The following is a 20,594-nucleotide window of genomic DNA, read 5'->3' as shown; positions in this document are numbered from 1 at the left end:
GGAATGACTTCCTCTTTGCAGGTCACCGCAGACAAGCGCCTACCGGTTTTGTTCTGGGTTTCCGCCGTGTGCGTGGCCGCGTTGGTCCTAGTTCCGGGGTGGATGCTGCTGGGAAATCCGGCCGTACTGCGTGGTCATCCGCTCCTGCCGTCGCTCCTGGTGACGGCCGCCGTCGTCGGAGTTCTCTGGGGTATTTTGCTGTGGCGTCGACGCCGTAGCTCCTCGAAGCGGTCCTTGGCCAGGGCTGTGGGTGCGTGGGCCGCGCGCGTCGGCGTGCTGGCACTTGTGGCCATGCTGGCGTGGCTGAATCCCTTCGCATACCAGGCCTCCGAAGCGGCTGAAGCGGGATCGGTGGCCGGATCCATGGTGGAATCGCCCACAGCCATCACCATGAAGCCGGCCGGGGCAGCTGTCACCAAGGGGCTCGTTTTCTATCCGGGCGCTCGCGTTGAAGCGCGGGCGTATGCGGACATCCTCAAGCCAGCGGTGGACGCCGGGGTCCTCGTGGTGATTCTCAAGACGCCCCTGAATCTCAGCCTGCTGGACGGAAGCCAGGCACGTGGGGCCATGGCTGACCATCCTGAGATCTCCACATGGACGGTGGGTGGCCACTCGCTGGGAGGGGTGAGCGCGAGCTCTTTTGCTCTGGGAAACAAGGATGTGGATGGTCTGCTGCTTTACGCCTCCTACCCTTTGGACTCCTTGCGTGACCGGTCGGGACTGCAGGTTCTGTCCATTTCCGGCACCGAAGATGGCCTCAGCACGCCGGCGAAGATCGACGCCTCCCGTGAGTTGCTGCCCGCCGATGCCACCTTCGTTGAAATCCGAGGCGGGAATCACGCGTTCTTCGGAAGCTACGGTGCGCAGCCCGGCGACGGCGAACCCTCTGTGGATCGGGGCGTTGCCCAAGAGCAGATTTCCGCGGCAACCGTGGCGTTTCTGATGCAGCTCAAGGAGTAGCCAAGACGCCGCGGGAATACTTCTGACTCATCACCCGTTCAGTGATTTAGATGCAAATGCATGTAAGCTGGATGAACGAGCAACAGGAGAATGCCATGGAAACCCGCCGCATCACCGTACTTTCCGCCGGACTCGGCGTCCCGTCGTCGAGCCGCTTGCTGGCCGACCAGCTGGCCGCCTCCACCGAGCGGCAACTGCGCGCGGCCGGGTACGACGCGAAGATTGACGTCGTTGAACTGCGCGACCTCGCAGTGGACATCGCCAACAACTTCGTCACCGGCTATGCCGCACCGCGCCTGGCGGACGTGATTGCCGGCGTCGAGGATTCTGACGCCATCATCGCCGTCAGCCCCGTCTTCAGCGCCTCTTACAGCGGCCTGTTCAAGTCGTTCATCGACGTCCTGGACCCGAAGTCGTTGGACGGCAAAGCCGTGCTGCTGGGCGCCACAGGCGGCACCGACCGCCACCAGATGGTCCTCGACTACGCAATGCGTCCCCTGTTCAGCTACCTGCGCACCAGGATTGCGGCCACCGGCGTCTTCGCGGGGCCGCAGGACTGGGGAAACACCGACGACGGCGCCTCGCCCCTGTCGGTGCGCGTAGACCGAGCGGCCGGTGAACTCGTGCAACTATTGAGCGGTTCCCAGCCGCACCGGAAGAACGATGCACTTGAGTCGCTGCCGTTTGAACAGTTGCTTGCCGGAATCTCAGCAGGCAGATAGGACGAACTAATTGCCAGGGCCGATCGTTGGGGCAAACATGAAATGTCCTGTGGATTCCATTGACCTGGTGATGAGCGAACGAAGCGGCGTGGAGATCGACTACTGCCCGCAGTGCAGGGGCGTGTGGCTGGATCGCGGGGAGCTGGACAAGATCATTGACCGGGTCGCTGCGGAGACCATTCCAGCCCCTGCCCGGCCTGCCGCCGCACCGTCCCAGCCGCCGATCGCGCCCCCGCCCATCTACAACCCCTTCGAGTCCCGGCCACAGCAGCCGCGGTACGACGATAGGGATAGGCGCGACTACGACCGGAGGGATGACGACCGACGCGACGGCTATGGTCGCGACCAGTACGGCCGCAAGCGCAAGAAGAAGGAAGGTTTCCTGGGGGACTTGTTCGACTTCTAGCTTTTAGTCGTCCAACAGCTCAATGAACTCGCGGGCCTGCTTGATGTTGATGTCTGAGTGGCGCGTCAAAGCAAGTGCCGCGCCCTCAACATCGCCGCTCTTTGCCAGCGTGCGGATACGACCGTAAATCTCGTCGTTGAGCATGTTGCTGCTCACTTCCCGGGTGACATCGCCCTTACTGACGATTGCCCTGTACCTGTAGGGGAAACGTTCAGGCTCGTCGTCGTCGTCGGCAATCAAATCTTTGGGTGTGGCTTCCGGAGTGAACGGCTGGGGGTGCGCCGCCAGTGCGCCGACGGCGTCACGCGAGGCCCGCAGGCCCTCTCCAGTCGCCTGCAGGTAAAGCTTGATGGCCGCCATGCCCTGTCCCTGGGCAATGAGCGAGTAGAGCTGCCTGTGCTGCTCTTGATTCAGCTTCGCTGCAGACTCTCTGGCCAACTCAACCGCGTCCTTGGGTGCATTCGCCGCTGCGAAGTCGGCCTTGCTTTCGACGGAGCGCTTGGTGAAAGAGCGAATAAGCAGGAGCACTCCCGCAATGACCGCAACGAGGATCAGGAGCGGGATGAGGATGGAATCCATGGCGTCGTCATAGCCGATCTACGTAGTTCTTGGCAGTAAGCAAATCTGAATGGGTGGCCTGGCGGAGGACTTTGATGGCCTCGATCTTTTTACCGCTGCGGACCAGGTTTTGTAACTCGAAGGCCAGTTGAGGGTTCAGTTGACCGTTGGGGAGCACTGCTGGTTGGTGTCCCGTTTGTCCGGCAGCGTGAGACCGCGCAGCCTGTGCCTGAATGGCCGTCCTGCTGTTCTCCACCTGCTCGCGATGGCTGGCCTCGTTCTGGCTCGGCTTGGTAGTGGCATCTATGCGGGCGCGAAGGGCCAGTGCCTCCCGCACTTGGGACGCTTGGTGGGCAGCGGAACGTGCCGCCAGTTCGCGTTGATACCTCTCGGCGTCGGAAAGGCCGGTATCGCGCGGCTTGAAGGCTGCCGTGAGCGCCCACAGCAGGCCCACGAGGACAAGAAGCGGAAGGACAATCGTCAGTACGTCACCAAAGTTCATCCCCATGCCTAGAGCTTATGCCAGAACTTGGTTATCCACAGCACATTCCACTTCCGGCATAGGCTTCTGAGAGATCTCTGTCAAATTAAAGACGGTTTTGTAAGATGCATCACATTTCGAGTATGTATCACCGGATTTTCCGTCCTTGGATGACCCCCGGAGCTGTAGTGTCTGTGGATTAATTGCTGGCAAAACTTTCTCGCGTCCACAGCGTGTGGGGAGTGTTTCCGCAGGTCAGAGCGTTATTTCCCGTGAAAGAAATTCTCTATCCACAGGGTAACGCACAGTCTGTGCACAACCTCTGGCTGGTATTCCACAGGTTATCCACAGGGGGTGTGAAGCACCTGCTGTAACGTGTCTGGAGTGTCCATTTTGGGCACGAATATCCCGCGAAAGTGTTTCCTGGGCTTCCAAAAAGTCACCACTTGAGAAGAGCCCATGGAAGCCACTGTGGATAACCTGTGGACGCGGCTATTCTGTCGGGCCTGCGTGACATCGTGAGATGCACCAGGCGGACACTTGGCCACGCACTGCGCTTTACGGGCCGCCAGGGAGTTCAGCTCTACAGCGGCACACAAATGGAGGACGGCTTTGTCAGTAACGCACTTGGACTCAATCGAGGGCTCACGCGCTTCGGACTCGAGCCGGAAACCTCCCCAGGACATCCCCGCTGAACAGTCGGTGCTCGGTGGAATGATGCTGTCCAAGGACGCAATTGCCGACGTCGTGGAGATCGTTCGCGGACACGACTTCTACCGTCCCGCCCACGAGACCATCTATGAGTCCATCATTGACCTCTACGGCCGCGGTGAACCCGCTGACGCCGTCACCGTCTCGGATGAACTGACCAAGCGTGGTGAGATCAACCGTATCGGCGGCCCCGCCTACCTCCACGAGCTCATTCAGACCGTGCCAACGGCGGCCAACGCAGGCTACTACGCTGAGATCGTTGCAGAGCGTGCGGTGCTACGGCGCCTTGTTAACGCCGGCACCAAAATCGTCCAGATGGGCTACGGCCAGGACGGCGAGGTGGAAGACCTCGTCAACCAGGCGCAGGCCGAGGTGTACGCGGTGGCGGAAAAGCGTACTGCCGAGGATTACGTGGCGTTGAAGGACGTCATGGAGTCCACCGTGGACGAGATCGAAGCTTCGGGTCACCGCGGCGAGGGCATGACCGGCGTTCCCACCGGCTTCTACGAACTGGACGAACTGACGCACGGACTCCACCCGGGCCAGATGATCGTTATCGCCGCCCGTCCTGCCGTGGGTAAGTCCACGTTCGCGCTGGACTTTGCCCGCTCCGCTGCCATCAAGAACAACCTGGCCACGGTCATGTTCTCCTTGGAAATGGGCCGGAACGAAATTGCGATGCGTCTTCTCTCAGCAGAAGCGACCATTGGCCTGCAGGATCTCCGCAAGGGCACCATCAAGGACGAGCAATGGTCCAAGATCGCCACCACCATGGGTCGCATGAACGATGCTCCGCTGTTTATTGATGACAGCCCCAACATGTCCCTCATGGAAATCCGCGCCAAGTGCCGCCGCCTCAAGCAACAGCACGACCTCAAGCTCGTGATCCTCGACTACCTCCAGCTCATGAGCTCCGGCAAAAAGGTGGAATCGCGCCAGCAGGAAGTTTCCGAGTTCTCGCGTGCGCTCAAGCTGCTCGCCAAGGAGCTTCAGGTTCCCGTCATTGCCCTGTCGCAGCTGAACCGTGGTTCCGAGCAGCGCCAGGACAAGCGCCCCATGGTGTCCGACCTCCGTGAATCCGGCTCCATCGAGCAGGACGCCGATATGGTGATCCTGCTCCACCGTGAGGACGTCTACGACAAAGAGTCACCGCGCGCAGGCGAAGCTGACATCCTCATCGCCAAGCACCGTAACGGTCCCACCAAGGACATCGTGGTGGCATTCCAGGGCCATTACTCCCGCTTTGCCAACATGGCCGGCGAAACCGGGGCGGGTGGCGGCGGCTTCTAGCCCCTACTGCCCGGCCTGGGAAGAGCTGTTCAGCAGCCCTCGAAGTCCATGAGTACCTTCACCTTGGCGGCCGACCCGGATTCGGGATCGAACGCGTAGCCGATCCATTCCTTGGCCAAGCGACGGGCCAGTTCCACGCCCACAACGCGTTGGCCCATGGTGAGGACCTGGCAGTCGTTGGACAGGATGGACCTCTCCACGGAGAACGAATCATGGGCAGCCGTGGCACGGATACCCGGGACCTTGTTGGCTGCGATCGCCACACCAATGCCTGTGCCGCAGAAAAGGATGGCCCTGTCAGCCTTGCCGTCCCGGATCATTTCACCGGCGGCGATGCCCACGTAGGGGTAGGGCCTGGTGAAGTCCTCGTCCGCGCGGTTCACTCCGATGTCGATCACTTCGGTGATCCTGGAGTCGGCCTCAAGATCGGCCATGATTCGGTCTTTGTAATCAACGCCGGCTTCGTCGGCGCCCACAATGATGCGCATGAAATTCTCCTAGTGGGTTGCTGCAACGGGAACGGCTGTGAAATGGGGCCCGACGGCGGCGAACACCATGGCGAGCGACGTCGCCCCGGGATCCGGCGTGCCGATGCTCTTTTCGGCCAGTGGCCGGGCCCGACCCTTGAGGGGGCGAAGTTCCGCGGTGGACGCAGCAGCCGCTGTAGCGTCGGCTGCGGCAGCTGCCCAAGCGTCCTCCGCAACAGCGCCGGAGGAGATGCGGTCCTCCAGTGAGGACGCGAACGGAAGCAGGGCATCCATCATGGTCTTGTCGCCGATGTCGGCTTTCCCGAGGCTCGCGATGCGGTCCGCGAAAGCTCGAACAGACTGGGCTAGGACGTCCGGCGTCGGGGTTTCTGCGTCCCCCAACCGTTCGCCTAAGGCGCGCAGTCCGGCACCCCAGAGGACGCCCGACGTGCCGCCGGCCTTATCTGCCCACGCGTCGCCGGCAGCGGCCAGTAGCGAGCCGGCACCTGCGCCACGCTCAAGGGCCACGGTTGCTGCTTCCAGGGCGGCTGCTGATCCGCGAACCATGCCACGGCCGTGATCGCCGTCGCCGGCGATTGCGTCCATGTCCCCGAGGATTGATTCGGAATCGCGGAGCAGCGTGGCCGTCGTGTCCAAGGCTCGAAGGCACTGGGCAGCGTATGCGCGGGACTCGGCTGTGGAGGAGTAGTCCGCAGCGGCAACGTTGTCCGTCTCAGCTTCCGCGGTGTCAGAGGAAGCGGCAGCGAACCCCACCGCACCGCGACGGTATGCAGGTGTTAGCGCTGGTGCGGTCCAGTACTCCTCCAGTTCGTCATCCAGCCACGTCAGCGTCAACGAGGCACCGGCCATGTCCAGGCTCGTCACCAGCTCGCCCACCTCCGGCATGACCAGCGTGTAACCGGCCTCGCGCAGCAAGGGAGCCACGGTCCGCCAGAGGACAAAGAGTTCTTCGTGCTTGGTGGAGCCCAGGCCGTTGAGGAGCACGGCCAGGCGGGTGGAAGCGCCCACAGGCGTCTCGGCCAGCACGCGTCGCACCAGTTCCCGGCCAAGCTCGACGGCGGATGGCAGCTCGGTATCGAACAGCCCAGGTTCGCCGTGGATACCAAGACCCAAGCCCATCTGTCCCTCGGGAAGGCGGAACAGAGGCTGCTCGGCGCCGGGGAAGGTGCAGCCGCTGAATGCCGTGCCAATGGTTCGGGTGAACTCATTCGCCTTGCGCCCCAAGCGAACCACGGAGTGGAGGTCCAGCCCGGCTTCGGCAGCAGCTCCCATGACTTTGAAGACCACTAAGTCCCCGGCTATGCCGCGGCGCTTCTCGATCTCGTCGGGGGAGGCGCTGGCGATGTCGTCCGTGACCAGCACGTTCTCCGTCGGGATGCCCTCAGCATTCAGGCGCTCGGTCGCCATGCCGAAATTCATCACGTCGCCGGCGTAGTTCCCGTAAGTGAACACCACTCCCGCTCCGGAATTGGCTGCCTTCGCCACCGAGTAAGCCTGCTGGGCGGAAGGCGAGGTGAAGATGTTGCCCACCACGGCGCCGTCGGCGAATCCCGGACCGATGATGCCGGCAAAGGCAGGGTAGTGCCCGGAGCCGCCACCGGTGATGACGGCAACCTTGGGCGCTGAGGGGCGGCTGCGGCGCACTGCGCCACCTTCCACCTGGCGGACGAGGTCCGAGTGGGCATCGCAGAAGCCAGCGAGGGCTTCGTCGGCGAAGTCGGCGGGATCGTTGAAGATTCTGGTCATGGTGGGTCCTGGTTCTGGATTTCGGACTGGGGGAGGGGCTTAGTGGATGTGGCTGCCGCCGTTGATGTCGATGGTGGTTCCGGTAAGGTACGCGGAGTCTTCCGAGGAGAGGAACGTGATGACGGCGGCTACTTCCTCCGTGGTGGCGTTGCGGCCCAGCGGGATGCCGGCGTTGATGGCGGCTTCCTGCTCATCGGTGCTGCCGACGCGGATGTTCGTGTCCACTGCACCGGGGGTGATGGCGTTGACGGTCACGCCGGTCTCCCCGATTTCGCGGGCGAGTGCCTTGGTGAAGCCCAGGATGGCGGCCTTGGCTGCGGAGTAGGGAACCTTGCCGAACACGCCGCCGCCGCGCTGGGCGGAGACCGAGGACATGTTCACGATCCGGCCCCAGCCGTTGGCAATCATGTCCGGCAGGAAGGCCTTGGTAACCAGGTAGGTTCCCGTGGCGTTGACGTCCATGACTTTGTGCCACAGCTCAAGTGTGGTTTCCAGGAAGGGAACGGGAGAGGTGATGCCGGCAATGTTGGCCAGTGCGCCCACGGGCGGGAGGTTCCCGGCGGCAACCTCTGCGGCAACGGCGGCCTGGGCAGCGATGACGGACGCCTCATTGGCGACGTCGATTTCATAGCCGAAGGCGGGGACGTTGAATTCGTTGGCGACCTCCGCAGCAACCTTGGCGGACTTCTCGCCGTCGAGGTCCAGGATGACTACGCCCCAGCCCTGGTTGGCGTAGCGGCGGGCGGTGGTCAGGCCGATGCCGCGATCGGAGGTAGCTCCGGTGAGGACGGCGGTGCGCTGGATGGTGGTCATGGTGCTCCTTGGGTGGTGGTTGTTAGATGAGGTCTGTGATGAAGCTGGCTGCCTTGGCGGCAGCGGCCGGGCGCTCGCCGTGGGTGACGTCCCGGGTTTCGAGTTCCAGCGAGAAGTGGCCGGAGTAACCGGCGCCTCTCAATGCCGCCAACCCTGCGGCAAAGTTGGCCGCTCCGTTACCGATGCTGAGGTTGATGTTTCCCGGCTGGTCCCCGGAGGCAGGCTTGGCATCCCGGAGGTGGACGTGTTTGACCCGTGATGCGAAGCGGTCAACGAAGTCCACGGGGTCCCCTCCGGAGGCCACGATGTGGCTGAAGTCCATCACCAGGCCAACCTCCGAGCCAGTCAGCCGGTCGGCCAGGAGTTGGGCGCGTTCGGCGTTCCAGCACAGCCGGTAGAAGTGTAGGGATTCAGTCCACAGCTCGATGCCGAACTCTTTAGCGCGAACAGAGGCATGAATCAGCTGTTCAGCTACAACGTCGATGTCTTCTTCCAAGCTCCGCAGCGGCTCGTGATCGATCGCCCCACACGGCAGGACCAAGGCTTTCGCGCCAGTCTTGGCTGCCAAGGCGAGCAGCATCTCGAGGTGCCTCTCGCGCGCCGCTTGGGCGCCGGCGTCGAGCGTTGCGTTCAGGTCGCCGACGTCGCCGTTCACCGAGCGGACGCGCAGGTCCGATTCACGCACGACGGCGGCAACCGCCTTCACTGCCTCGGCGTCAAGCACGTACGGCACATGATCGCAGACGCCCGGAAGCGCGCCCAGATCGATCTCCTCGAAGCCGAGCCCCTGCATGGTGTGGAGTGCCGCACCCAGTTCCTGGTGGCGGAAGCTGATGGACGAGCAGCCCAGTCGTTGATGAAACATCGTCATTGATCCTCTACGTCGAAGCCTCATCGGTGAGGACTCCTTAGTGATGCAAGCCACTTTAGTTGCGTTAACTGTCAACAGTCAACCTTCAGGGTTGACTGTTGACATTGCTGGTGCGCTGCGTCACAGTTGTCGTATTATGTTGACTGTCGACAGTGAGGTCGCCGAAGAAGCGCCGCACTCTTCGAAAGGGAAAAAGACAGATGAGCAATGAAGCTCTGACCATGCGTGGTCCGGTTCATGGAACCAAGGATGCAAAGCGTGTCGCCGTCGGCTCCGGCGTTGGCGCAGTGATCGAAACTTACGACTTCATCGGCTTCGGCACGGCCGCCGCGCTGTACTTCGGCACGGCGTTCTTCCCGGGCGCTGACCCGGTAACAGGCACCTTGGCCTCCTTCGCGACCCTCGGCGTCGGCTTCGCTGCCCGTCCCCTGGGTGGCATCATTGGCGGCCACCTCGGCGACAAGCTCGGACGTAAGCCCGTCCTGGTGGCCTCGCTGATCCTCATGGGCCTGGCCACCTTCGCAATCGGCCTGCTCCCCACCTACCAGCAAGTGGGTCTTTTGGCCCCAGCGCTGTTGGTACTGGTCCGCGTGATCCAAGGCCTCGCCTTCGGCGCCGAATGGGGTGGCGCCATCCTGATGAGCTACGAGCACGCACCATGGCGCAAGAAGGGTCAGTTCACCGGAATCGTGCAGGCCGGCTTCCCAGTGGGGCTGCTCCTGGCCAACCTGGTGTTCCTGAGCAGCGTGGGCCTGGGCTCCGAATGGGCCTGGCGCGTACCGTTCCTGGCCAGTATTGTCCTGGTGGCCGTAGGCCTGATCATCCGTTCCAAGGTTCCGGAATCCCCGGTATTCGAGGACGTCAAATCCAAGGGCGACATCGTCAAATCCCCCATCGTGGAGGTCATCAAGACGGACTGGCGCAACATTGTCCGCGGCATAGGCCTGCGCATCGCTGAAACAGCAGGCTACGCAGTGTCCGTCACGTACATGATCTCCTACCTCCACACCAACAATCTGGCGGACAAAACCGAGACCCTGGTGGCGCTCTGTGTCGCCGCCGGCATTGGCATCTTTGCCACCTACTTCTGGGGCAAGCTGACGGATAAGGTGGGCCGTCGCCCCGTCTACATCTGGTCCACAGCGTTCGCCGTGCTCTTCGGAATCCCCATGTTCATGCTGGTCAACACCGGTTTGTTCTTCCTGATCATTGCCACGATCGTGATCGCCTACGCCGTTTGCCAGAACTCCCTGGCCGGTGCGCAGGGCGCCTGGTTCCCGGAACTCTTCCAAGCCAAGACCCGCTCCTCCGGAGCCTCGCTGGCCTACCAGATCTCGGCCATGGTCTCCGGCTTCACCCCATTCATCACCACCCTGCTGTTTGTCAGCATGGGTTGGATGGGACCGGCCCTGTTGTTCAGCGTCTACGCAGCGATCGGCCTGTGGGCGGCTCTCATCACCAAAGAAACCTGGGGCAAGCGTGAGCGTCAGCTTGCCGAAGAAGCCGCCAGCAAAACTCCCCAGACCATAAACGCCTAAGCACCCCTCGACGTCGGGCGCGTTCTCCCCATCGGTGCGCGCCCGACTCCGGAAGGAAACCTGTGACTCTCTCATCAATTGAAGCGGCGCCCGTAGCCGCTCCCACGGCCGAGCGCGTTGACCGTATCCGCGCCGCCGCCTACCGCATGCGCCACCACGCCTTGAACATGGGCGAGGTCCAGGGCCAGGGCTATGTTGGCCAGGCGCTCGGCGCCGCCGACATGCTGGCCGCCGTCTACGCCGATCAGCTCAGCTACCGTGCCGAAGACCCGCACTGGGAGGGCCGCGACAGGTTCCTTCTCTCCACGGGGCACTACGCGATCGGGCACTACGCAGCGTTGGCCGAAGCCGGAATCGTTCCGCTGGCCGAGCTGGAAACGTACGGTTCCGACGATTCCCGCCTGCCGATGTCCGGCATGTCCACGTACACCCCGGGCATGGAAATCTCCGGAGGCTCATTGGGCCACGGACTCACCATCGCCGTGGGAATGGCCTTGGGCCTGCGCTTGCAGGGTTCCGCATCCCGCGTGATCAACTTCCTTTCCGACGGCGAGCTTGACGAAGGTTCCACGTGGGAGGCTGCCATGGGTGCGCACCACCACCAATTGGGCAACCTGATAGCCATGGTGGACATCAATGCCCTCCAGGCTGACGGTGCCACCAACACCGTTCTGCGGACCGAGCCGGTCACTGAAAAGTGGGAATCGTTCGGTTGGTACACCCAGCGGGTGGACGGGAACGACGTCGGTGCGCTGCTGGCAGCGTTCGACAACATCGCCACGCGCTCGGCTGCTTCGGACCAGCCGTCGGTGATTCTCTGCGACACCAAGGTGGGGCGGGGTGTACCGCTGCTGGAAGACCGTGAAAAAGCACACTTCATGCGGATCGAAGAAAACGAGTGGCAGATCTGCCGTGAGCAGCTGACTGCAGGATACGAAGGGACGGCTGCCCGATGAGCGCCACCACCGAAGCCCCCGGTATGACGGCTGCCGTGAAACCGAAACTCAAGACCTCGGCAATGATTGCGTCCTTTGCCGATCCTGGCCAGAAGACAGCCTCTGCACCCTTCGGCCATGCGCTGGTCAAAGCCGCCGAAGCCGATTCCCGCATTGTTGGCCTCACCGCCGATCTTGGCAAATACACGGATATGCACATCTTTGCCAAGGCCTTCCCGGACCGGTTCTTCCAGATGGGCATGGCCGAGCAGCTCCTTTTCGGTGCAGCAGCGGGCATGGCCGAGACCGGGCTGATTCCCTTCGCATCCACGTATTCTGTGTTCGCCGCTCGCCGCGCCTACGACTTCCTGTGCCTGGACATCGCAGAGCCAAACCTCAACGTCAACGTCATTGGCGGACTCCCCGGCCTCACCACCGGGTACGGTCCCAGCCACCAGGCCACCGAAGATATGGCGATTTTCCGCGGCATGCCCAACCTGACAATCGTGGATCCCTGCGATTCCGTGGACATAGAGCAGGCAGTGCCGCAGCTTGCAGCCTCCGACGGTCCCACGTACCTGCGCCTGCTCCGGGGCAACGTTCCCACGGTCCTGGATGAATACGGCTACACCTTCGAGCTCGGCAAAGCCAAGGTCCTTCGCGGCGGCAACGATGTTGTCTTCGTATCCTCGGGCCTCATGACCATGCGGGCACTCCAGGCGGCGGACGCCCTGGCCAAACACAACGTGGACGTTGCCGTGGTGCACACCCCCACCATCAAGCCGTTCGATTCGGAGACCGTCCTCGCTGAACTGAACACGGATCGGCTGGCCGTCACATTGGAGAACCACACCGTTGTTGGCGGCCTGTTCGAAACTGTTGCCTCCGCCGTCGTTACCGCCGGCCTGGGCAAGCGCGTGGTTCCCATCGGACTGCCGGACCAGTTCCTCGACGCCGGTGCGCTGCCAACGCTGCACGAACGCTACGGACTGTCCGTCGACAGGATTGTGGCCAAGGTCCTGGCCGAACTCGGCTAGGCTTCCGCGAGTTTTTGTACAGCTAATGCCCTTAAAACCCGCTCTAAAGGGCGTTAGCTGTACAAAAACCCACGCGCCCGTAGTATCGACTGTTAACAGTCGCCCATTGACACCGAGGAATCACTATGGCCCTAAGCGCCTCCCTGCTGGGACTGGAAAAGAAAAGCCTGCGCGAACAGGCGCTGGCCGCCCTGCGCACTGCCATCACCAGCGGCGAGCTGGAACCAGGCAAGCATCTTGTGGAGACCGAACTGTCCGAGATGCTCCAGATCAGCCGTGGGACACTGCGCGAAGCCCTGCGCCAACTGGAGCAGGAAGGCCTGATCTCCGCCGGAGCGCGTGGCCGGATGTCCGTGCGTCACCTGGACGTGAAGGAAATCCGGGACATTTTTGCCGTCCGGGGCGTACTGGAGTCCCTGGCTGCCAGGACCCTGAGCGCCATGGCCAATAAGGAAGCCGCGCTCGCCGAGCTGCGTGCCGCCGTCGATGCCATGGACAAAGCTGCGAAGTCGTCGTTGGAAGAGCGGATTGAGGCGGACCTGGAATTCCATCGGACTCTCTGCCGCCTGTCCGGCAACGAGACGTTGCTGCACTCGTGGGAGTCGTTGGAAGGTTCCATCCGCATGTCCATCATGTTTGCCGGCCTGGAACGTGCCACGCGCAATATGAGTGTGGGGCGTCATCACGACATTGTGGCCGCTATTGAAACCGGCAATGCAGCGAAAGCGCGCGAAACCATCATTGAGCACATGAATGGTGCTGCCGAAAACCTGGTGGGCTAGATTTACTCCAGAGTTCATTCAAATTTACAACCGCGAATCTCTGCGATCTCCCTAGAGTACTTTCCGGCCTGCGGCAAATAAGCTTGAAATAGCTTTCTGCGCGGTTGAACCCCAGAGCCTGACTATATATTCTCCATGCGGACCATCAGTGGTCGGATCCTTTCGCCCCTACGTGGTGCCAGTTATTGCCATTGATGAGTTATTCCCAGCAGTTGGCATCATTTAGTGATATTGATTGCAAGCAATCAAGGACGCCGTTGTGTCGTTTGGCAACGCCGGCCCCGCGCAATAGATGGGCTCTCAGGCTGAAATTCGGCCAGGAGCCACTTTCAGGAGGAGGAGCATCACCATGAACACAGGGTCGGCGGCCAGCATCCACGGAAGTACAAGTGGGGTTGATTTGTCGGAAGAACCAGCAAACTTCGCGGGGTCGTACCGACTTAAACTCCGTGTTCTGGGAGCTTCTGTCTCAGTGGTGCTGCAGGCGGGAGTAACTCCGTATCTCTACGCGGAACTGCGGCGAGCATGGGAGCGCTGCCTCGATCTGTCTGACGAGCCGTCTTCCGGAAATAGCGCCGGGGCAGAACCGGTTCACGCAGCGGGACGGCCCTTTCGGGCCACAGTCTCATCGCGTGTTGGAACTTCCGTGGTCACCGGCCGCACATTCAGGCAATTCGCCGCGGATCTGACAAGCGCCATAACCTTGGCGGGCATCACCGCGGGCCGGGGAGAATTGGTGATGCTGCATGCCGCAGCATTGGCGGATACGGGAACCGGCCGGACAGTTGCCCTTGTAGGGCGTTCGGGCATGGGAAAGACCACCGCAACCAGACGTCTGGGGGCTACCCTGGGCTACGTCACTGATGAAACCGTTGCCGTTGATGGCGCAGGAATGATCGTTCCATATGCGAAGCCACTATCGCTGATAGTCGAAGAACTCCCCGCACCCAAGCACCAGATCGGCCCTGACGACCTCGGACTGCTGGTGGCACCTGCCTCGCCGACGCTGGCGTTGGTTGTCCTACTGGACCGAAAGCCCAATGCGTCCACACCTAAGGTCACTCCGCTTTCTCACGCGGAGGCGATCATCGAGCTCGCACCCCACACCTCGTCCCTGGGTGAAGTCCGCCAGCCAGTGAGTCGCCTCTGTGGGATCCTCGACGCGACCGGTGGCGCGGTCCGTGTGACTTACCGCGAGGCCGGAGACTTGGCGGTGGTTTTGCCCGCCCTCCTTGAACAGCCAGCCATACGTAAAACGTGGAGGTCAGTCCTGCATAGGGGCACAGAACCGTTGTCGGAAGAACATTCGCACCTCCATGGCGCCCACTCCAGGGTCCTCAAGAGGGCTGATCTCCTCGACGCCGTTGAGATTCCCTCACCAAACGGCCAGGACCCTGAACTGATCGTGATGACCGGCCAGGGCGTAGTTCGACTTTCAGGCATTGGGCCCGCCATCTGGCACGCACTGGCTACCCCTTGCGATCTAGTCGGAATCTCCGAGCGCATCGCTCCTCATATTGGACTTCCAGGTGGATATGAATCCCATTTGCTGGAGAGTGTTGAGAAGCTTCGGTCTCACGGAATTCTGCTGGATGCATGATCAGTGAGGCCTTTGAAACTTGCATAGTACATCCCAAGCAGCAAAAAATTTGGGATAAGAGCACAATGATAAGTTCCGTTTGCACCGAAATTTCCACGACAGATTTACTTCAGTCAGCTAGCGCGCTGACTGGCTTGAAGGAGCAAACGATGACCTTGGATAAAGGTAAAGCAAAAAGTTCGACTATTGACCGGCGTAAAGTGGTTATCGGGACGGCGTGGAGCATTCCTGCAATTGCTATAGCTGCGGCAACTCCGGCAGTGGCTGCGTCACTCCCTCCGGTGGTTGTGACGCCCGGAACCGGAACCGTCATCAGCAACTGGAAGGGCGACCACCACTACGGGAGCTTCGAAGAGGATCTGGATCAACGAGCCTACGATTTCCCCGTCACGGTAAAGGACGCCAACGGCAACCCTGTTGTAGGCGCTACGGTCACCGTCACCGTATCCGGCCAAAATGGCGACGGCGACGTCCTGGGTATCTACGCGTACCCGGCGCCGGATAACGGCGGACCAGAGTCGGATCAGAGCCGCAGTGTCACCGTCGTCACGGGTGCAGATGGTGTTGCTCTCTTTGCTGTGAGTACTCAAAACCTGGCATCCAGCGAGAGGCCTTCCACCGCAACCATGACTGTGACCGTGACCTACAACGGCACCACCACTGTGTCCGTCATCAGCGTTGTCTTGACCGAATCTGACTAGTAGCCGAAACGTTGGCTGCCCTGCCTTTGATGGGGAGGGCTTTTGCAGTTCCGCTCGTCCCGGGTGGTGGGTGTGTCCGCCCAGCCCGGGAAGGCGCACCTACGGGTTCGACGCTATCCGTCGGGCCCGTAGGTTGCGTTTCAGGGTCTTTTAGAGAGTCTTCACTTACGTACCTGGACTCTTCCTAGTTGCCCACTGCAACCCCGCGCTACTCCCGTTGTATCGGGGCCAGGATCACTTCGCTGTTGGCGTTGCTGCGGGCAAGGCTCGCTGCTGTCTGGTTTGGCACTTTCAGTGGCTCATGCCCGATGCCCCAATCTCAGTGGTGGAGCATGGAATCCCTCAGTGGCATAGGCCGCCTAAGGCCTGTTCACCATCGCCCGGAGGCATGCCACTGAGCGTCAGTGTGGCTGTATCCAATCTCCTGGAGTGCATTCGCCAGCTCCCCGCGTGTGGCGCATTTGAGGCCTGCAGCAGCAAGTTTCCGGCGGCCGCGGAAGAGATGGCCCCGGACGGTGGTGGTACGGAGTCCGAGCGCTGAGGCCAGCGACGAAGCTGTCAGGGCCCGGCGTTGCGCGAAGAGTTCCAAGACTTGGATTTCACGATCGGTGAGCCTGGTGCCGACTCCCGGCTTTGCCGGAAGCGTGGGGGCAGAACCAACCACCACCTCTTCAATCCGCCGTGGAATTTCCGCAGGTGTTGAGTCATCATCCAGGATGGCAACGGCACCCTCTGCGCCTAGCGCAGAGCGTTGAGCTGAGCTCACCCTTCCCAACACAATGCAGCGTCGGCCGGTCGCAGCAATAGTGCGGACCTTCAGCGGAAGAGGGACTTCGTCATCAAAAAAGGCGTCCAGCGCTATCCAGTGGGCAGCTCTGGGATGATCCCGCGAGAAGGAAGCCCAGGAACTGTAGACCTTCCCCAGCGTTGTGGCTTTTGCACTGCTTTCCCACTCAGACATGACTGCACTGTTGAGAACTGGATTCCTGTGGATGAAGTCGACGTCAAAGGTGTATGCAACAGCTCCCATTTTGCCCCCTGATCGATGGCTAGGCCCGCGCTTGCAACGCGCCAGCTATGTGTAGATGTCGATCTGACACATGAGTAAGTTAGCCCGCTCTTTTCGCCCTATCAGTGGCCTTTCCTGTGTTGGCTAAGTGTTGTGGGGCGAAGCTCGGCGAGCGTTGTGACCTGCGCGGCACCGGGCCTACACCCCTAGTACTTTGGGAGTAGTCAGAGCACCTCAGGTCACCAGCGCTTCCATAATCAGACAGGCGGAGCAACTCCGCTTTCAGTCGGGAGTGAGTAGATGACCGAACAAGAGAGGCCACGATGCCAACCTTCCTTGCCTGTTCCGGTCATTCATGCGGGATCTCTTGCCTCACTCCTTCCGGAACCATCAGCTAGCCACATGGGATTTTTTGGTGTTGACATTGATGAATAAACCCACCCAAAGTGTGAGCAGTTCACGCCAGGTAAATGACAAGCTGGACATGCTTGAGCATGACGGCCGGGTAAGAGTCCTGCTGGTTGATTTCCTGTGCATTACGTGGGCTGTCGCGATTGCCGAGCTCCTCCGCTTCGGCCTGGAGCGACCCTCATTGGGCATAGGGTCCGTTCAGACGCCGTACCCGCTGGTTAGCGTGGTCCTCGACGTCCTGTGGTTGATTACCTTGGGGGCCCTAGGAACCCGTGGGCACCGAATCCAAGGCTTCGGCACTGAGGAGTACAGGCGGGTGACCACGGCTTCCCTGTGGCTGTTCGGAGGCATAGCCATCTTCTCGTACGTGTTCCAGCTCGACACTGCCAGAGGCTATGTGGCGGTGGCCCTGCCATTGGGCACCATCAGCCTGCTCATCGGCCGGTGGGCACTGCGGAAAGACTTGATCCTCCGACGGAAGTCCGGCCAGCATCTGCGCCGGGTTCTTGTTGTTGGAGGGGCCCCGAGTGCTGCCCACCTTATTCAGCAACTCCGGGCCCATCCGGCTGCCGGCTACCAGCCTGTGGCCGCATACTTAACCACTCCAGATGCTTTCGACCCTTGGCCGGAAGGGCTCGACCTGCCTGTCATGGGCAAGGGCAAGGACCTGGAAGGAATATTGGCAGCGGTGGAAGCCTCCGCGGCGGACTCCGTGGCCATATCCGGCGCAGTCGTTGACCCGCCCACATTGCGGCAACTTGGCTGGGCGCTAACCGCTCGCGACATCGGCATGTTCATGGCTCCTGCGCTGACCGATGTGGCAGGTCCGCGAATTCACATGCAGCCTTTGGCCGGGTTGCCCCTGATCCATGTCACCACGCCTAAGTTGGAGGGCCTGAAAGCTGTAGCCAAACGCGGGCTGGATGTCTCTGCGTCGTTGGTCATACTCACTATCCTTGCCGTCCCCATGTGCGTCGTTGCCCTTTTGGTCAAACTCGACAGCTCTGGCCCGGCAATGTTTCGGCAGACGCGTATCGGTCGGTCCGGTGAAGTCTTCAGTATGCTGAAGTTTCGATCCATGGTGACCGACGCCGAGCAACAACTGTCCCGGCTCGCCGATCTCAACGAGGGCAACGGAGTCCTTTTCAAGTTGAAAGACGATCCTCGCGTCACAAGGGTCGGCCGATTCATCCGTCGGTATTCCATTGACGAGTTGCCCCAACTCTTCAATGTCCTCATGGGCGACATGAGTTTGGTGGGTCCGCGTCCGCCGCTTCCGGTGGAAGTAGAAACCTACGACGACTTTGCCCACCGCCGGCTCTTGGTCAAACCCGGCCTTACGGGTCCATGGCAGGTTAGCGGGCGCAGCGATCTGTCCTGGGATGACTCGATTCGCCTTGACCTCTACTACGTAGAGAACTGGTCCATGTTTCAAGACATGATCTATCTCCTGCGAACCGTGAGAGCCGTCTTTGCCAAAGACGGCGCCTACTAGAAGGTTCCTCGTCGGGGGCTCGCTGCTGCGGGAGAGCATCCAGGACCGATCCCCGAGTCCGGCTCAAAAGCGATCCATTGTGTCTGTAGTGGGGATGTCACGTGGCACCTAGCGCAGTGCGTCGCTCAACGGTTTGCCATTGGCAAGAATCCAGGTGCTGGAAATCGCACCCTGGGGTGTTGTGGCTGGCATAGTCGCCTTCGGGAAGATACCGAAATCCGATGCATAGTAAACCCGTCTGGCGCTCTTCGTCACAGCGATTGCAGCTGCCTCTGGCACCGTCTCGGCGAAAGCTGCCCCGGCCGCCAGGGCAAACCCTCCGGTGGCGATCAATGCTCGCCGGCGAAAGCTGAGGGCATTCGTTCATGCCGGAGAAATCGCAAGTTTGGTCCTCACGGTTCAACCGACCCCTCGAGGCAGTACATCTAGCCCGGAGGGGCCGAACGCCGGCCTCTGGAGCCATCCTGAGATGCACGCCATCGGCTGAGGGGATCCGACGCGGTTTGTCCCTCCTGGCTTCCAGGCAAAGAATTCACCGGGTGAGCCTCAAGAGCCCTGCCGGGAGCAGACGGTGGATTGTTTTCGGGCGTCAGTGGATTGTGGCCCTGCAAGTCTTCGGCGCTTCCGTATGCTCCGTAGTAGCCATAATTGAGATCTCCGGGACCCTTGGTGGATACGCAGTTAAGAATGACGCCCAGGACGCGCCCGCGCACACGAGTAAGGTTGCCGAGGGCGCGGTACAGGGTGTCACGGGTTGTCTTACGTGCCCTTGCTACCACAAGCGTGCCGTCTGCGACTCGGGCAAGTACAGCGGCGTCAGTGACGGGGAGCAGCGGCGGCGCATCGATGAGGACCATAGCTCTCAGCGACAGTTCCCTGAGCAGATGTTCCATGGCCCGTGAGCCAAGGAGTTCGGAGGGATTCGGGGGGATGCGACCAGCTGTGAGGATCCGGAGGTGGGAATTCGGACCCCATTCCTGAAGTACGTCATCGATGGCCGCCCGGCCCGAGAGGATGTCCGTCACACCAACGTCCGGCAAGACACCAAAAACCTGATGAACTGTGGGACGGCGAAGATCCGCGTCCACAACAATGACGTCCCTGCCGGCAGCGGCTATGGTCGCCGCCAGGTTGCTGGTGACTGTGCTCTTGCCTTCGGAGGGCAAGGAACTGGTAGTCAGCAGGATTCGGGGAGGGTTGTCTACATCAATGAAGTCCAGATTTGTGCGTAGTTCCCTCAAGGCTTCAGCCATGGCATGGCCGCCGGGAACCCGATGAGTTCCCGCAGTATTTTCAAGTACGCTCGACTTTTCGCTGAGCCGTTTGTCCAGAGGCAAAGTACCCACGACGGCCAGGCCAAATAGTCGCTCAATCTCGCTGGCTCCGCGAATCCTCCGGTCCAGGTGGTTTCGTGCCAGCGCGTAGCCAAGACCAATGAGCAATCCCGCGGCCAGTCCAATGCCCAGCGTTGCCGTCAAGAGCGGTGAAACGGGGGCCGATGGAAGGCTCGCCTTCGCCAAAGGGACGATCTTGGTGACGGGTTCTGTCCCGGGGCTGGCATTTCCTTTGTCCAAGTCGTAGACCTGCGCGGCCAAGGCGGTCACCCACGCATCAGCTACGTTCTGGGCTGTCTGGGGGTCGGATGACCGTGCAGTGATCCGGATTTCCACCGAATCGAGGGGGACACTCACGCTGATCGATCTAGTGATGTCCGGGGCCGATTCCTTCAAGCCCAATGACTTGATGACGCTTTCAGCTACCAGGATGGACTCGCCCACCGACTGATAGCCCTTGGCTTTGGACTTGGCGAGGCTGTCTCCCGCCAGGGACATGCCAAGGTTTTCGGCCCCCGCTGCCACCACTATTCCGCTTGACTCCGCTGAGTAGATCTTGGGCTGAAGCGCATACCACCCCAGGGATCCTCCCACCATCAACACTGTGATGAGCAGGATCCCGAGCCAATGTGAGCGGACTACGGAAAGGAGGTCATTGCCCGACATCCCTTGAGGTTTATCGTCCTGCAGCAATTGTGTGGTCCTC

At 61.3% G+C, this 20,594-nt stretch carries 19 protein-coding genes; 11 read left to right on the top strand and 8 right to left on the bottom strand.

The features are described 5' to 3' along the window. Window positions 1-3: 3 nt before the first annotated feature. The 3 genes from ACZ5J0_RS19640 (at window position 4) to ACZ5J0_RS19630 (ending at window position 2,088) form a co-directional block, all read left to right on the top strand. On the top strand, window positions 4-960 hold the full coding sequence (locus ACZ5J0_RS19640) for an alpha/beta hydrolase (protein WP_223941295.1): 957 nt from the start codon (window positions 4-6) through the stop codon (window positions 958-960). Window positions 961-1,055: 95 nt separating this feature from the next. Beyond that, the gene (locus ACZ5J0_RS19635) at window positions 1,056-1,682 is read left to right on the top strand and encodes an FMN reductase (protein ID WP_166842003.1); all 627 of its coding nucleotides are present in this window, start codon (window positions 1,056-1,058) and stop codon (window positions 1,680-1,682) included. Between the two features lie 49 nt (window positions 1,683-1,731). Beyond that, window positions 1,732-2,088: a TFIIB-type zinc ribbon-containing protein gene (locus ACZ5J0_RS19630; RefSeq protein WP_250820893.1), complete on the top strand. Its 357-nt coding sequence runs from the start codon at window positions 1,732-1,734 to the stop codon at window positions 2,086-2,088. A gap of 3 nt (window positions 2,089-2,091) precedes the next feature. On the opposite strand, the gene ACZ5J0_RS19625 is transcribed toward ACZ5J0_RS19630, so the two are convergent. Beyond that, a complete protein-coding gene (locus ACZ5J0_RS19625; RefSeq protein ID WP_166841964.1) occupies window positions 2,092-2,667 on the bottom strand; it encodes a hypothetical protein in 576 nt (191 codons plus the stop codon). Window positions 2,668-2,674: 7 nt separating this feature from the next. Next, window positions 2,675-3,148, bottom strand: coding sequence for a hypothetical protein (locus ACZ5J0_RS19620; RefSeq protein ID WP_142937382.1), 474 nt, complete (start codon window positions 3,146-3,148; stop codon window positions 2,675-2,677). A 591-nt stretch (window positions 3,149-3,739) separates the two neighbouring features. Between ACZ5J0_RS19620 and dnaB the strand changes: the two genes are divergently transcribed. After that, window positions 3,740-5,128, top strand: coding sequence for a replicative DNA helicase (gene dnaB / locus ACZ5J0_RS19615; RefSeq protein WP_017197290.1), 1,389 nt, complete (start codon window positions 3,740-3,742; stop codon window positions 5,126-5,128). Window positions 5,129-5,157: 29 nt separating this feature from the next. Here the strand turns inward: dnaB and ACZ5J0_RS19610 are convergent, their stop codons facing one another. From ACZ5J0_RS19610 to ACZ5J0_RS19595, 4 genes are read right to left on the bottom strand one after another with little or no spacing between them, the layout of a single operon-like run. Then, window positions 5,158-5,616, bottom strand: a complete 459-nt coding sequence (locus ACZ5J0_RS19610; protein ID WP_166841963.1) for a ribose-5-phosphate isomerase — start codon at window positions 5,614-5,616, stop codon at window positions 5,158-5,160. A gap of 9 nt (window positions 5,617-5,625) precedes the next feature. After that, window positions 5,626-7,362: a dihydroxyacetone kinase family protein gene (locus ACZ5J0_RS19605; protein ID WP_464093857.1), complete on the bottom strand. Its 1,737-nt coding sequence runs from the start codon at window positions 7,360-7,362 to the stop codon at window positions 5,626-5,628. Between the two features lie 39 nt (window positions 7,363-7,401). After that, window positions 7,402-8,175, bottom strand: a complete 774-nt coding sequence (locus tag ACZ5J0_RS19600; protein WP_250820891.1) for an SDR family NAD(P)-dependent oxidoreductase — start codon at window positions 8,173-8,175, stop codon at window positions 7,402-7,404. A gap of 22 nt (window positions 8,176-8,197) precedes the next feature. Further along, complete coding sequence (locus ACZ5J0_RS19595) at window positions 8,198-9,040, bottom strand: sugar phosphate isomerase/epimerase family protein (RefSeq protein ID WP_166842002.1); 843 nt, start codon at window positions 9,038-9,040, stop codon at window positions 8,198-8,200. Between the two features lie 206 nt (window positions 9,041-9,246). On the opposite strand from ACZ5J0_RS19595, the gene ACZ5J0_RS19590 reads away from it, so the two are divergent. The 6 genes from ACZ5J0_RS19590 to ACZ5J0_RS19565 all read left to right on the top strand — a co-directional run bounded on the left by ACZ5J0_RS19590 (window position 9,247) and on the right by ACZ5J0_RS19565 (window position 15,639). After that, window positions 9,247-10,584: an MFS transporter gene (locus ACZ5J0_RS19590; protein WP_166841960.1), complete on the top strand. Its 1,338-nt coding sequence runs from the start codon at window positions 9,247-9,249 to the stop codon at window positions 10,582-10,584. 62 nt (window positions 10,585-10,646) lie between these two features. Then, the gene (locus tag ACZ5J0_RS19585) at window positions 10,647-11,540 is read left to right on the top strand and encodes a transketolase (protein WP_464093856.1); all 894 of its coding nucleotides are present in this window, start codon (window positions 10,647-10,649) and stop codon (window positions 11,538-11,540) included. Next, window positions 11,537-12,556, top strand: coding sequence for a transketolase family protein (locus ACZ5J0_RS19580; RefSeq protein WP_464093855.1), 1,020 nt, complete (start codon window positions 11,537-11,539; stop codon window positions 12,554-12,556). Before ACZ5J0_RS19585 ends, ACZ5J0_RS19580 begins: the two co-directional genes overlap by 4 nt. Before the next feature lie 125 nt (window positions 12,557-12,681). Further along, complete coding sequence (locus tag ACZ5J0_RS19575; RefSeq protein ID WP_223941290.1) at window positions 12,682-13,338, top strand: GntR family transcriptional regulator; 657 nt, start codon at window positions 12,682-12,684, stop codon at window positions 13,336-13,338. A gap of 646 nt (window positions 13,339-13,984) precedes the next feature. Continuing rightward, window positions 13,985-14,938 carry a hypothetical protein gene (locus ACZ5J0_RS19570; protein WP_223941289.1) on the top strand — a complete coding sequence of 318 codons (954 nt, stop codon included), beginning with the start codon at window positions 13,985-13,987 and terminating at the stop codon, window positions 14,936-14,938. Between the two features lie 149 nt (window positions 14,939-15,087). Next, window positions 15,088-15,639, top strand: a complete 552-nt coding sequence (locus ACZ5J0_RS19565; protein ID WP_142937358.1) for a transcriptional initiation protein Tat — start codon at window positions 15,088-15,090, stop codon at window positions 15,637-15,639. A gap of 370 nt (window positions 15,640-16,009) precedes the next feature. Here the strand turns inward: ACZ5J0_RS19565 and ACZ5J0_RS19560 are convergent, their stop codons facing one another. After that, the gene (locus ACZ5J0_RS19560) at window positions 16,010-16,600 is read right to left on the bottom strand and encodes a helix-turn-helix transcriptional regulator (protein ID WP_464093854.1); all 591 of its coding nucleotides are present in this window, start codon (window positions 16,598-16,600) and stop codon (window positions 16,010-16,012) included. Between the two features lie 496 nt (window positions 16,601-17,096). Between ACZ5J0_RS19560 and ACZ5J0_RS19555 the strand changes: the two genes are divergently transcribed. Next, a complete protein-coding gene (locus tag ACZ5J0_RS19555) occupies window positions 17,097-18,554 on the top strand; it encodes a sugar transferase (RefSeq protein ID WP_464093853.1) in 1,458 nt (485 codons plus the stop codon). Window positions 18,555-18,979: 425 nt separating this feature from the next. Here ACZ5J0_RS19555 and ACZ5J0_RS19550 read toward each other — a convergent pair whose 3' ends face one another. Then, on the bottom strand, window positions 18,980-20,554 hold the full coding sequence (locus ACZ5J0_RS19550) for a tyrosine-protein kinase domain-containing protein (protein ID WP_464093852.1): 1,575 nt from the start codon (window positions 20,552-20,554) through the stop codon (window positions 18,980-18,982). Window positions 20,555-20,594: the final 40 nt, after the last annotated feature.

The sequence above is a fragment of the Arthrobacter sp. DualSoilB13 genome, assembly GCF_055389195.1.
This window is presented reverse-complemented; position numbering and strand designations above follow the sequence as displayed.